Below are 13,191 nucleotides of genomic sequence, written 5' to 3'. Positions count from 1 at the left end.
GTCGAGACTTCAGCAGCTCCGCTCCCGTGACTTCGAATAGCCCAGGAGCCAGAACTGTACCAGTCCCGCTCACACCACGATCGACCGCTGTCCGACAAGACGGCACGGACCCCATGACAACAACTGGTTTCTCACGATCACCAATTTCTGGCGGCCTACCCGACCTTCCGGGTACTTCAACCGCAAATCAGGGGCCAGCAGCCCATGTCCGGAATACCCATGCCGGAATCCCACTGAGATCAACCGAGGCTCCCGCGGGCGGACCTGCAGATTTACCGATGAGCGAACGGTATCTTCGTGCGACAAGGCAATACTTGCGTGAGACTGAACAGGAATACGCCGCCGAAGGCCGCCGCGAAGCGACTCCATCGTCACGTTTTCGCAAAGGAGGAACAAAGCGATCACGCGAAGATGAGCAGTCTGGTGACGATAGTGAATCCGTTGCGAAGCAGCGCGCCCCCTCAGAAAACGAGATCAATATGATTGCAAGACCTCTGACTGTGGAGGAAGGCGCGACTACGGCGCCCAGGTCGCAAGGGTCGCACGCGTCTGTGATGGGGCTGGATGATCTCGAGGAGATTGAAGAGAGTTATTCGGAACCTCAACATGAAATTTCGACGCTTCCTGTTGACACAACCACGTTGGTTTCAAGTCTGGACACCGTCATTGCAGGAGAGGGGCAACCTGAAGAAACATTCGACGCTGCGCCATACGCGATCGAAGACGACAGGGATAATGAGGGGGCGGCTAACAGCGTTCCGTCGACTCCACAACTTTCCTCATGGCCGGGGTTAGATGACCTTCATGAGTTTGACGATAGTGCTTCGCCTTATGGACACAGTACTCAGAGTTTTCCTGCTAACATAGCCGCTGGGGATTCAAGCACTGACGCAGGGTCCCCCAGCATTGCAAGCACCCAAATCCTCGAAGACGTTAACACTGACGATTCCGACGAGCGGAACGAGCTCGATGGCCAAACAGTTTCAGGATCGATCCATGAAAGTTCGGTTCAAGCTGTGAGGCCGCGGCAAGAGCGCTTCGATGACTTCCCCGATTTGACCGACGAGGAACTGGCTAGAATCGACGCACTATCTGAAACTCGCACCACTTCGAAGGGGAATTCTGCATCCGATATTCATGCGGTCATGCCGGATAATGTTCTCTCGCGAGTGGATTTTGCTGTGGGTGCCGACGAGCTGCGTGCAATCCCTGCGGTCCATCGGGAGGGTTCTCGGCTCGAGTTGAACCCACCAGAAGGAAAGTTCGATGACTTCCCCGATTTGACCGATGAGGAACTGGCGAGAATCGACGCACTATCTGAACCTCGCACCACTTCGAAACGGGATGTTGCACCCAATATTCATCCGGTCATGCCGGATAATGTTCTCTCGCGAGTGGATTTTGCTGCGGGTGCCGACGAGCTGCGTGCAAGCCCTGCGGTCCATCGGGAGGGTTCTCGGCTTGAATTTAGCCCACCAGAAGCAAAATCCGATGACTTCCCCGATTTGACCGACGAGGAACTGGCTAGGATCGACGCACTATCTGAAACGCATTCCAAGAGACCTCGCTCCGCGCGGGATGTTACAGGCGATTTCCATGGGGTCAGCTTGAATGAGGCTTTCGAGAAAGTGGGTTCGCCCACTATTGCCCCGGAAACGAGCATCGAACGCGCGCCTGGATCATCACAAGCGATCCGCAAGGACCTTCCTGGCTTGAGCACCGTAGAGCCCTCGCATATCAGCGAAGCATCGCGTGTTAACATAGCTTTTGAAAAGGGGAAACAAAAGGTCGCGTTAGGAGATGAGGTTCGGCCAGACCTCAGCACGTCCCAAGCTTACCAGCCGCGGCACCCGTCAACCCATACGATTTTTGATGCTGAACATATTGGTGATAACCTGCTGATCGGGAACGAGCCAGTTCCCCCGTGGCCCCATCCGTGGGAGCATGTCGTGCTCTTTGAGACATGCCGACAAATATTTGAAAGAAAAGGGAAGTGGCCCATTGCGGAGGACTTGGACAACAGTGTGATCCTGGTCAAAAAAGTGGATGGCGCACAAACATCTTATATGCCCCGAAATCAGCTTCTTTTGCATCTCGGTCCCCAAAAGTATCTCGAACGAATGAAGGCGCTCGGTCTTTCCGAGAACACTTTCAGCAGGCTGAAGACCGATAGGCAATATCACTATAATACACCTGCTGGACCACGAGTCAGCGATCATGACTATGAGTTCCCGCTACAGGCAGGTGTGCACAATCCGGAGGTGATGGTTCAGCATCGTGGTGGAACCTTCTTTGCGTTTTGGCCAAAGCTCCTCAGGCTGGAAAAACTTGCCACTGTGACGAACACGTATGGCACGGAGAATGTTTGGCTCAAATCACCAGACAACGCTTACATGACGCCGGCGACGTATAATTCCAGAGCGGCGGATGGCGCCGAAGACCTTTTTGCCAAGTTCATACATCCCGCTCATGTCTTCGACCACGCCGATAACCCTGAAACTTCAAGCGTAAAAAATGTCCGCGACATCATGCCCGGCGCAAATCGCGCGCAACCTACCGATCGCACCGGGGCGCAATCCGTGGGTCGCAGCGGACACAGCCGCGACGCGCCGCTTGATACGAGGGAATCCCGTATGCGTGAAGACTATGGGCGGTAGTTTCAGCTATCCGCACAACAAGTTGCCCTTTCCGATAGGGGATCGAAGCGTGGTCACGTGATGAATTCAGGCAAGTACACGCCAATACGCCTAGCTATAAGCATAGTATGTTCACTGGTCGCTGGGTTTTGCGCGGCAAGTCTCTATGCAACATTCCGCCATGGCTTTACTGGCGAAGCGATGATGACGTTCAGCGTTTTCGCGTTCTTGTACGAGGCACCACCTTATTTGGGATACGCAAGCCCCATCTTCTATCACGGATTGGCGATTATATTTGCCACCTCCGCGTTCATACTGCTGTGCCAACTATTCCTATCGATGCGCGATCCCGAGCATCACGGAACTGCTCGCTGGGCCGGGGTTGGCGAAATGCGATACGCCGGCTACCTCCAGCGATACAGTCGCATCAAGGGCCCCATCTTCGGAAAGATATGTGGGCCGCGCTGGTTCGGAAGCTATCTAACCAATGGAGACCAACCTCACAGCCTTATTGTCGCGCCAACCCGCGCGGGTAAGGGCGTTGGCGTCGTTATTCCGACATTGCTAACCTTTCAGGGCTCGGTGATTGCTTTGGATGTGAAGGGTGAGCTTTTTGAACTCACGTCGCGAGCGCGTAAATCGAGCGGCGACGCGGTTTTCAAGTTCTCACCGTTAGATCCAGAGCGGCGAACGCACTGCTACAATCCTGTACTGGATATCGCCGCGTTGCCACCCGAGCGGCGCTTTACCGAAACGCGCCGCCTCGCCGCCAATCTTATCACAGCCAAGGGCAAGGGAGCAGAAGGTTTCATTGACGGCGCAAGGGATCTTTTCGTTGCAGGCATCCTGAGCTGCATTGAGCGCGGCACACCCACAATCGGTTCCGTTTACGACCTATTTGCTCAGCCGGGCGAGAAATACAAGCTTTTTGCTAAACTCGCGGAGGAAACCCAAAACAAAGAGGCTCAGCGCATATTCGACAACATGGCAGGAAATGACACCAAAATTCTGACATCCTATACATCGGTGCTCGGCGACGGCGGGCTCAATCTTTGGGCCGATCCGCTGGTCAAAGCAGCGACAAGTCAATCCGATTTTTCCGTTTACGACCTACGTCGGAAGAGGACCTGCATTTATCTTTGTGTCAGCCCAAATGATCTTGAGGTCGTAGCGCCGTTGATGCGCCTCCTCTTTCAGCAGGTTGTGTCAATCCTTCAGCGAACGCTGCCTGTTAAGGATGAACGGCATGAGGTCCTGTTTCTCCTCGACGAGTTCAAGCATTTGGGCAAGCTGGAAGCGGTGGAAACGGCAATCACCACGATTGCCGGTTATAAGGGCCGCTTCATGTTTATTATACAGAGTCTGTCGGCCTTGACCGGAACTTATGATGAGGCCGGCAAGCAAAATTTCCTCAGCAATACGGGCGTGCAGGTATTCATGGCTACGGCTGACGACGAGACACCAACCTACATTTCTAAAGCTATCGGCGAATACACGTTCCAGGCTCGCTCAACGTCATACAGCCAAGCTCGCATGTTTGATCATAACATCCAGATCTCCGATCAAGGTGCTCCTCTTTTGCGACCCGAACAAGTCCGCCTGCTCGACGACAACTACGAAATAGTCCTTATCAAGGGCCAGCCTCCTCTCAAACTCCGGAAGGTGCGATATTATTCCGATTTCATGTTGAAGCGGATTTTCGAAAGCCAAGCGGGTTCCCTTCCCGAGCCCGCATCTTTGATGCTCCCGGAAGACACGAATCTCTTTGGCGACAATCTCAGTCAACGAGCAACTGGCACCACTATGCTAGAGGCGGTGCAGATCGAACCGACAGACTATGGAGAAGCCGATACTTCCCTGAGTAAAACCATGGTTGATGGAGAGGATAGTGTCGCAATTGGGATGGAGGTTTACCCTGGGTCAAACGAAGTTGGTGACATTGGCGAGTGCAGCGGTTCCGCCGCCGCCGAACCTGTGTCCGAGATGCCTCCGGAAATAGCTCCAGCACTATTGGCGCAACGCGAGCTCCTCGAGCAGATCATTTCGCTCCAGCGACGCGGTGAAATTGCGCCTGACACTTGAAATGCGTTGTGACGACATTTCCGATCGAGCCTTGTGAGCGCCGTTAGATGCCAGTTCGTGAATTCATGACCAACGAAGTTTGCAGATTGATGAGACATCGCCATGAACCCGCCGGGAAATTCAAAAATTGGGCTCACCGCGTCGGCTAGATCCTCGCCCGACGTTCACTCCGGAGTTAACCCTGTCCTTCGTCCCAAGGAGTTCAGGAACCGTTGTGCTGGCTCCTCATCTGGCAGTCAAACGGATCGCTGGGAAGAATCATCTGCATCTTTCTTTTACGATGGAATGAGACTGGGCGCTGCAGAGCGGTCGGCATACGAGGCCTGGAATGAAACGGGCCGACCGACGTGGAAAGACCTCGTGCTGAGTGCCCGTCTTAATGATATCGACAGTTCCGCTTGGAATTTCGATGGCAGACAAACGACCTCGTCGGTTTTTGTCTATGAGGGTGTTCCTCTGGGGGAAGGAGAACGACGTGTCTACGAGGAATGGCCGGAGCCCGGACAGCCGGGGTGGCAAGAGCTCGTTGTGAACGCTCGCATTGCAGAACTACACCCGTCTGCTTCAGTTTCGCATGAGCGCGATCCCCCTGAAAGAAGCACGGAGTTCCGGTCCGATGCGCCCAAGCGCAAGCGGAAAGGCTCAATAGACCAAGACGAGAGTGTCCCTGCATCATTTTACTATGATGGGATGAGGCTCAGCTCACCCGAGCGCGAAGTATATGACAACTGGAGCAAACCGGAACCACCTTCGTGGAGAGACCTGATAATAGACGCGCGTCTTGATGCTATTGACAGGTCCGCCTGGTTCCATGAATCGGGAGGCGCTTCGGTCTTTGAGTACGAAGGGATCCCGCTGGGTGAGGGGGAACGCCTGGCATATGAAAGGTGGCTGGAGCCCGCGCAGCCCGGATGGGAAGATCTCGTCGTGAACGCACGCGTTGCTGAATTAAACCAGTCTGATCGGACCTCGTGTGAGAACGAAAGTCTTGAAGCAGGAAAGGAACTTCCACCTGACGAATTGGAGGGCATGTTGGGCTCCCCAATTGACGGTGCGCAGGACGCTCGTGCATCCTTTGTGTATGATGGAGTGACACTCGGAGCGCCCGAGCGTGACGTGTACGAGAACTGGGACAAGCCCGAACGACCCTCATGGGAAGATCTAATCCTGGATGCCCGCCTCGCTGCGGTACAGGATTCCTCGATCTCAAGTTTGGCGCCTGGAGAAGAAACCAACTCAGCTTTCTTTTATGACGGGATTGCGCTGGGAAACGCGGAACTCCGGGCATACGCAAGGTGGAGGCAGCCTGCTCAACCGCGGTGGCAGAATTTGGTGGTGAACGCGCGTTTGTTGGAACTTGACCCTTCGGCTTGGATTCGCGATGAACATGACCCATTTGAGGAAGTCGAGGAGCTCAACTCGCCTTCGCGATCGACTTCCCCAAGTGAGGCCAAGCGCACTTTGGGTAAGCTTGATCTCAATCGACCGGCCCACAGATGTGAAAAAACTTCAAAAGAAACGTGTCAGACAGGGCCCGGGACGTGCCTACGGTCGGAGATGCGGAGCGCAGCTCATGTTGAACTTTCTGGACTGAACGCGTGTCGGGAGAACACAATTGCCAGTGGCCATGCTCTCAATGGCGGAGGCAAGATAAAGAGGCTCGGCTTCAAAAGCCACTTGACTGGAAACGGGGCTCTCCAAGGGCTGAATCCCGGTACGAAAGGAACAGCGTCCGACGAAGGCGGACAAGTTGTTCCGCCAGTCCGATCCAGTTGCCCGAGAGGCGATAATATCGGCACATACGGAAGTCGTAGGAACGAACGGGCGCGGCTCGCTACCGAGACTGGACAATTCGAGTCGGAGCACATTTTTGGCTTTAAGGTGGTCCACGAAGTTTTACGCATAACGAAAGAAGGCCGTCGTCTCGAAAGGCCAATGCCTGCCTATCTTGAATGTAAAGAGCTTCATCGGCAGCATGTTGGAACTGGATGGAGGCGAAGCGGGCTAGTTGGGCGTGGATGGACAGATGATTCCAGTTATCGCTCAGATCAACGAGCAACCTTGTCAGACCCTGTCGCGTCTGCTGAAGGTGCAGCGGCTTCAAACGGATATCAGTTGAATCAACTGGGTTACGCACACCAACTCGCCAAGGATGGCCTGCAAAGCGTATCGTCCGACAGCGTTACTATGCCAATTCGTGTCGCAACAACCAGCTACAATTATACGGTAAGCCGTGATCCCCTGCTGTCACCTCCCAGCAAAGAGCAAGAGCCGCCAGTGCTTCATCTTGGGCCTCGTGGGCAGACAGAAGCTGTACTCGCGCGCGAGACTGCACTGACCGGACAATGGCCAACGCGCGATCGTGAACGTGAAGTCTATGGAGAGTTCCTGGCCCTGTACGATTTCAAGATGAAACTTGAGACCAGCTCGCTCAGTGTACGGCAAAAGAGAAAGGAACTCGTCTCCGCGTTGGACCGAACCGCCAGTTTGATAGGGGCGGCGCCTTTGAAAGCTCAGTCGCAAAGCGCGGAACACTATAATACGGCTGAGTTGCCAGACGAACGGCGGGAGTATGATCCGCGCGAGCGAGGCCGACGAAGCCTCTTTCAGCGCTGACGGTGGTACAGGAATGACCAACCGATATCTGCAGGCCACCGCGTGCCGATCCTCTCCGGAAAATCGCGTCGAAGATATCTGTGCTTGGCCGTTTGCCCTTTTCGTATGAGAACTACCAGATCGCGCAAAGCTGAACGAGGGTTACAGATGAAACGATAAACCCGTTCAACAATTTGGTCCCGGATGGTAGTTTCGACATGTTGTCGATTTCCATCCGGACTCTGAATTATGCTGCAGGAAAGACCTGCTGGCACAGGAATCCGGAGAGATCAACAGGCTGTCACGACTGGCCATCGGACGACTCGCGCCCCGTGTCGCTGAGTTAATCGGCACCGCCACGTAGAGCAACCGTTCACGAATGACCGTGATTGACTGGAGCAGCAATCAACAGGAGCCGGGCTCTGCCCTGCAGGAGAACAAAAATGGCGATAGTCAAACTCAATCCCAGCAATAGCAGCAATTCCTCGTCGCCCGAGACACATCGAGAAATCCAACAGAAAAAGACCGATAATCACGAACCAAGCGGTTTCACACAGTTGGACCTCGACATGATCGAGCTGGAGAATTTTGTTCATCAGTGCCCCCTTCCCAACGAAGACCTGGCTGACTGAAAGGAGTTCGATAATGAATCCGAACAGTGAAGGCAGTGATGAAAACAGCGTCGTAGTGGGCGTGCACAGCATCGAAACTGCCAATGACGGTTCCACCAAGCGGCAGAAGATAGTCAATTCCGACACGACCAACGATTTCGAGATGGTGAGTAGCCAAGAAACCCACGAGTTTGGCGACCACGGCAGCAGCTCCGCTCAGACTGAAAGCCTCGAGTCCCGTCTGCATGAGACGAGCTCCCACCTTACGCAAGCTGACACACACAATGATTTATCCAGCTTGTTTGCAAACATGGCATTGCCGGGTCACGACCGGCGGCCAGATGAGTATATTCTTGTCCGACAAACCGGAGGTGACGCGGTCGCCGGTGTCACTAAAGGTAACCTCGAACATCTACCGACCAAGGCGGAATTTAATGCGAGCTGCCGTCTCTACAGGGACGGAGCAGGCAACTACTTTCCGCCGCCGCTCGCATTTGAAAGGATTGCCGCTCCGCAGGAACTCGATACAAAATCGCGTTTTCAACACAAGCTGGAAGTGTGGAATCGCGCTCATGCCGAGATGGGTATCACGGGTACCAATATTTTTTATCAGACAGATAAAAATATAAAGCTTGATCAAAACTACAGATTGAAGCCAGAAGATCGGTATATACAAACAGAGAAATATGGCCGCAGAGAAGTTCAAAAGCGCTATGAACACGAATTCCAGGCAGGATCGCTGCTCCCTGACATTCTGATCAAGACTCCGCAAAACGATATCCATTTCGTCTACAGGTTCGCAGGTGACAACTATGCGAATAAACCCTTCGATGAATTCCAACGCACCATAAAGGCCCAATATGGCAACGACACCGAGATCAAGCTTAGGTCGAAGTCAGGTATTATGCATGATTCCAAATACTTGGAAGCATGGGAAAAAGGCAGCGCGGATGTACGCTTTGCCGAGTTTGCAGGAGAGAATCGAGCCCACAACAAACAATTGCCGCTCGCGACGGTCAATATGGGACGGCAGCCAGACGGGAGCGGCGGGATGACTCGCGATCGCTTGGTTAGTGTTGGTTTCCTGATGCACAACGCACCCAATTCCCCCTGGGCGCTAGCGTTGAAAAAGGGAGAATTATGGGATCGCGTTCAAGTTCTTGCTCGCGACGGAAACCGTTATATGACACCTCCCAGACTGGAATATTCCGATCCCGAACACTTCACGCAGTTGATGGGCCGAGTCGGATTGCCCCTTTCGATGGGCCGACAAAGCCATGCGAACACCGTCAAGTTTGAACGGTTTACCGAGCAGGCAGCGGTGATTGCTTCGACTGGCGCGGATCTACGCGACATTCGAGACCTCTCTCCGGACAAAGTGCAGCAGCTGACGGATAAAGATGTGCTCATTGCGGATCGCAATGAAAAAAGCCAGCGGACCGGCACCTATACGAGCGCTGCGGAATATAAGCGCCTTATGATGAAGCTGCCAGAGGACGCTGCCCAACTGCTTGGCGGTCCCGCCGATAAGTATTCACGTGATTTTGTCCGCCCAGAGCCCACTTCCCGACCGATCATTGATAGCCGTCGGAGCTACGAAAGTCGGCCGCGGGGCCAAACTGAAAACAGCCTGTGACTTTGCTACTGCCGCGCCGGCAATGAGACTTGTCACGTCACAAGCATCTGATTGAAAGAGCTTAGTCATGGTCAACATCACAAAGAAAACGGTCGCGAAATCCCCTACAATCGACATGCGCCGCGCTACTCAGCGCCTGGTTGAGCAAATGCGCAACGCGGTGCTTACGGAAGAGAAGGCAATGAAGCGGCGCGGGCGGTTCGAAGCTCCGCAGAAGAAGCAAAAATACGCTGCGGATATTCGGCTCGTCGACAAGTTGGGCGCCAGCTTTCGGGGTGAAATCAGCTATAAACTTCTCGGAAATAAAAGGCTGCGAGTTGACAACGCAAGAGAATTGACGCGCGAGCACGGCCTACTAAGAAAAAACATGAAAGTTTTGAAGCGTAACCTGGAGACAGGAGCGTTTTATTTGAGTCTTCACGAAAGGAAGACGTGGGCAAGTGTTACCAGGCATCAATACGGTGAGGACGGCACTCTTCGTACAAAGCATGTAAAACATAGAGACGGACGTTTTGAGGAAAAATGGGAGCGGGACGAAAACGACACCCTGATCCGTACACGGTATGTCAACCGAGGCAGGCTCAACCGGCGGCTGTTTCAGGCCACGTCCGAAGAGATGACTGCGCCTTACCGCAGTGGACGAGAGAACAGACTTTATCGCAAACTAACCCGACAAGTAGGTTCCAAACGGGAAACATTTGAGCGGGACGACAAAGGTAATCTTGAACTTATCGCTCGCAAAGGACTTGGTTTTTCCAAGAATTCAACAAAATCGGAAGATCACAATACCTCATATACAAAGATTCGGAAACTTGGGGGCACTTTCAGCAAATCTTATAGATCTCTCCTGGACAAGGAAGGTAATGAACTGGGCCGAGATATCTTAAGTCACCGGCGGCTGTTCAATAAGAGATCGGCGATCTACGACGACGCCACAGGGGAACTGAAAGGCACTAAACATACTTTCGGCAAGCTTTATAAAAATGAAGCCGAATACCTGAGCGATCAGGTGATTAAAGTTTCGAAAAAAATACTTGGCGTGACAGTTCAACGGAGGCTGCGGGGGCTAAATGAGCAAGAACACGACGCCCAGACACTGCGCGCGTCAGAGTCCGTCCGTCATAAGCAGGCTTGGCAGGAGCGCGAGGCTGCTTCCAAATTCCCGACTCCAGATCGTCAAGCGAGAGTGGTGACTTTGGACGATAGCCGAGCGTTGCACATTCTCCCGCACCACAATCAAACCGGAGTGCAAGCGGGAACAAGCCTGTCGGAGCCTGTGGAACATCAGTTCTCGCCAACTTATCCGGAATCAAAGGTTCCGGCTCCTCTTCAGTTGGAGGGAATAGAGGGGCAGGGCAAACTCGAGGCATCGTCACACGTGTTATCCGGTGTACGAGAACCGGCAAAAAAGGTGGATTCTCAGGGCCAGTCGGTGCCGTTAGTGCCGAACAGTCATGCGTTAGATCAAGGACACCAGGAGCTGTTGAACCTCCTGCAGAGTGTGCCAGTCCCGACTCTGCCAGCACATAATGGCGACGGGCTTGGGTACGATAACCCTGGTACATCCTTGCCAGAAAGCTCTGTGGCGGAGAGCTTGGTCCATGAACCTTCGGAGGGGCATGTGGGACGTGATCGCTTGACTAACGCCTCCATCGATCCACAAGCATTATTCGGCGAACCGGAATTGTCGCGCCTTTCAGAATTTAGACCAGCATCTCCCTCGCGAGTCGACCACCTGACAGGCTCGGAACAGGAAGCGTTGCTGAATGAGTTGCTTGGTATACCGCTACCTGTTTCTTCGCAGACGGTCGAACCGCGGGAGCTCAACACTCCTGAAAATTCGCGGAGTCGAGAACGCTCGGCGTCACGAGGTTTTTCACTCTAGACGGATTCACATACCAAGCAGCTCGAGCCTTCCGCCAGCGGAGCTGCGGGCTGAGACCGCCTTGCCAGGCTTGATGCGATAAGGGCCTTGGTCGCCACCATGATCCGTACGCGGTTCTTCCATGCGACCAAGCTGAAGAGCGGCATGTAGTAGAGCAGGTTGATTTCGTCCGGGTTCACCGGGTCAACACCGGTGCCCATCAACTCGGCGTCCACCATTACACTGAACAGATGGGTCTTTCTAATTGCAGATGGGGAGTCAAAATTGTTTTTTTGCATTCCGCTGCCGGGTCTATCGCGGAAAACGCCTGTCGCCCCCTCAAGGAGCTGGCCTTTCCACTGTTTATATGAGGTTTGTCAATCAGGGTGTTGATTAGGGAGGCATCTTGGCTTCTCCGATAGACTGCTCCAGATGTGAACCCTTGCGTGACGCGGCTTTTGAGCTAGCCGGATCCAGCTTATATACGGTCGCTGTGATGAGCAGCAGCACCAACATCCTGCTTTCGACGGACAGGGTTCAGGTGGACGATACCATACTTAAATATCGGCGTTTTGAATGCCAAACAGTGGATCGGCTCGCCCCACCTGGGGTCTTCCAGGACTGATCACATCCTGGAGGATGGCGGAATTTGAACGGTGGACGATCAGGCAGGCTGCACGATAGCCCCCTCGATGACCACGCCTGCGGTGATATATTTCCATAGGGCAACGAGTAGCTTGCGGGCAAGAGCGACAATCGCTGGCTGCTTATGTCGGCCGCCCGTTTGCGCCATTCGCTGCTTGAACCATACGGCGAGCGCCGATTGCGGCTGACGTCTTATGCGTCGACTTTGTACCGTTCACGGCGTCGTACCTGTGACGGCGGGAGCAGTCTTCGCCTTCCGGGGCAGATTGCCTCGGGATCTGCAAGGAAGCTTCACCGGACGCAAGCGACGCGTGAGCGTCCGGTGAGCTGTTTTTGCTGATCGGGCAAATCAGGCGATGTTCTGGCATTCGAACCAGCATTAGTGCTGACATTAATACCAGAACAAAGAGGTTTCATGGCTCGCATGGAGATCATGTCCGGTACCGAGCGCAGGCGGCGCTGGTCGGACGAGGCGAAGCTGAGGATACTGGCGGAAGCTGATGAACCCGGTGCTCGCATTGGTGAGGTGGCGCGCCGGCATGACGTTCATCCTGGCCAGATCCGCTTGTGGCGGAGGTCGTTCATCCGAAAAGACTTGCCTGAGTCCATGATCCTTGAGTACCCGCTCAAGGTCCGTCAGCGCTTGTAGCGATACCTGCGGCTCTCCCAGCTTCATCGCGGCACAGATCGCGCGGTCGAGCATCCACCGCTCCACGGCCGTCGTCACTCCAGGTTCGTGCTCAACAACGACGACTGCCGATCCGCGGCGATGTTCGCCGTAGTAACGGCGGACATGCCGACCGTAAAACGCATGCCAGCGGTAATGGATCTCGACTTCTGCCCCGATATGGGCAGAATGTTCGGTAGATGTGCCTCGGCAGAAAAAACTCTTATGACCATTATCAAGGTTTGAGGCGCGCTTTAAAACACCGCCTGCAAAGCAGGCAGTGTTTTAGCATTACGTAACGGTCGGGATGGGTCAGAGCGCCGGGAATACTCGACGGTTGCTCAAACTCTTGTCCTGGGATTGGCTACCCAATGGTGACGATGCGTCGGAAGGCTGCCTCGATCTGGCTGCGGACATAGGATAAACCCGTCCAAATTTTTGCCCGAGGATTCCTT

General features: G+C 54.1%; 8 protein-coding genes and 1 pseudogene. 7 read left to right on the top strand and 2 right to left on the bottom strand.

Annotated features, from left to right (window positions below; all coding sequences use genetic code 11):
* The first annotated feature begins 278 nt into the window (after positions 1-278).
* The 6 genes from IEI95_RS01190 (at position 279) to IEI95_RS01165 (ending at position 11,445) form a co-directional block, all read left to right on the top strand.
* A complete protein-coding gene (locus IEI95_RS01190; RefSeq protein ID WP_060716585.1) occupies positions 279-2,657 on the top strand; it encodes a hypothetical protein in 2,379 nt (792 codons plus the stop codon).
* Positions 2,658-2,717: 60 nt separating this feature from the next.
* Positions 2,718-4,718, top strand: a complete 2,001-nt coding sequence (virD4, locus tag IEI95_RS01185; RefSeq protein ID WP_060716586.1) for a type IV secretion system ATPase VirD4 — start codon at positions 2,718-2,720, stop codon at positions 4,716-4,718.
* A 102-nt stretch (positions 4,719-4,820) separates the two neighbouring features.
* On the top strand, positions 4,821-7,334 hold the full coding sequence (locus IEI95_RS01180; protein WP_194415669.1) for a virA/G regulated protein: 2,514 nt from the start codon (positions 4,821-4,823) through the stop codon (positions 7,332-7,334).
* Between the two features lie 422 nt (positions 7,335-7,756).
* The gene (locus IEI95_RS01175) at positions 7,757-7,945 is read left to right on the top strand and encodes a hypothetical protein (RefSeq protein ID WP_060716588.1); all 189 of its coding nucleotides are present in this window, start codon (positions 7,757-7,759) and stop codon (positions 7,943-7,945) included.
* A 13-nt stretch (positions 7,946-7,958) separates the two neighbouring features.
* Positions 7,959-9,560 carry a VirE2 family protein gene (locus IEI95_RS01170; RefSeq protein WP_194415667.1) on the top strand — a complete coding sequence of 534 codons (1,602 nt, stop codon included), beginning with the start codon at positions 7,959-7,961 and terminating at the stop codon, positions 9,558-9,560.
* A 67-nt stretch (positions 9,561-9,627) separates the two neighbouring features.
* Positions 9,628-11,445 carry a hypothetical protein gene (locus IEI95_RS01165; RefSeq protein ID WP_060716590.1) on the top strand — a complete coding sequence of 606 codons (1,818 nt, stop codon included), beginning with the start codon at positions 9,628-9,630 and terminating at the stop codon, positions 11,443-11,445.
* Here the strand turns inward: IEI95_RS01165 and IEI95_RS01160 are convergent.
* Complete coding sequence (locus IEI95_RS01160) at positions 11,442-11,723, bottom strand: hypothetical protein (RefSeq protein WP_060716591.1); 282 nt, start codon at positions 11,721-11,723, stop codon at positions 11,442-11,444. The two genes, IEI95_RS01165 and IEI95_RS01160, sit on opposite strands and share 4 nt — an antisense overlap.
* 365 nt (positions 11,724-12,088) lie before the next feature.
* Positions 12,089-12,265, bottom strand: a pseudogene (locus tag IEI95_RS29210) (IS110 family transposase); the annotation flags it as partial.
* Between the two features lie 219 nt (positions 12,266-12,484).
* Between IEI95_RS29210 and IEI95_RS01155 the strand changes: the two are divergent.
* Complete coding sequence (locus IEI95_RS01155) at positions 12,485-12,718, top strand: transposase (RefSeq protein ID WP_071202246.1); 234 nt, start codon at positions 12,485-12,487, stop codon at positions 12,716-12,718.
* The last annotated feature ends 473 nt before the right edge of the window (positions 12,719-13,191 follow it).

It is taken from the genome of Agrobacterium vitis (genome assembly GCF_014926405.1).
In the GTDB taxonomy this organism is placed as follows: domain Bacteria; phylum Pseudomonadota; class Alphaproteobacteria; order Rhizobiales; family Rhizobiaceae; genus Allorhizobium; species Allorhizobium vitis_H.
Note: the sequence above shows the minus strand (reverse complement) of the source record. Positions and strands in the feature narration are given on the sequence as shown.

Excerpts from the sequence above, each read along its gene's own strand:
- IEI95_RS01160 (WP_060716591.1), bottom strand. The coding sequence starts at position 11,723 with ATGCAAAAAAACAATTTTGACTCCCCATCTGCAATTAGAAAGACCCAT.
- virD4 (WP_060716586.1), top strand. The coding sequence starts at position 2,718 with ATGAATTCAGGCAAGTACACGCCAATACGCCTAGCTATAAGCATAGTA.
- IEI95_RS01190 (WP_060716585.1), top strand. The coding sequence starts at position 279 with ATGAGCGAACGGTATCTTCGTGCGACAAGGCAATACTTGCGTGAGACT.
- IEI95_RS01165 (WP_060716590.1), top strand. The coding sequence starts at position 9,628 with ATGGTCAACATCACAAAGAAAACGGTCGCGAAATCCCCTACAATCGAC.
- IEI95_RS01155 (WP_071202246.1), top strand. The coding sequence starts at position 12,485 with ATGGCTCGCATGGAGATCATGTCCGGTACCGAGCGCAGGCGGCGCTGG.
- IEI95_RS01170 (WP_194415667.1), top strand. The coding sequence starts at position 7,959 with ATGAATCCGAACAGTGAAGGCAGTGATGAAAACAGCGTCGTAGTGGGC.
- IEI95_RS01175 (WP_060716588.1), top strand. The coding sequence starts at position 7,757 with ATGGCGATAGTCAAACTCAATCCCAGCAATAGCAGCAATTCCTCGTCG.
- IEI95_RS01180 (WP_194415669.1), top strand. The coding sequence starts at position 4,821 with ATGAACCCGCCGGGAAATTCAAAAATTGGGCTCACCGCGTCGGCTAGA.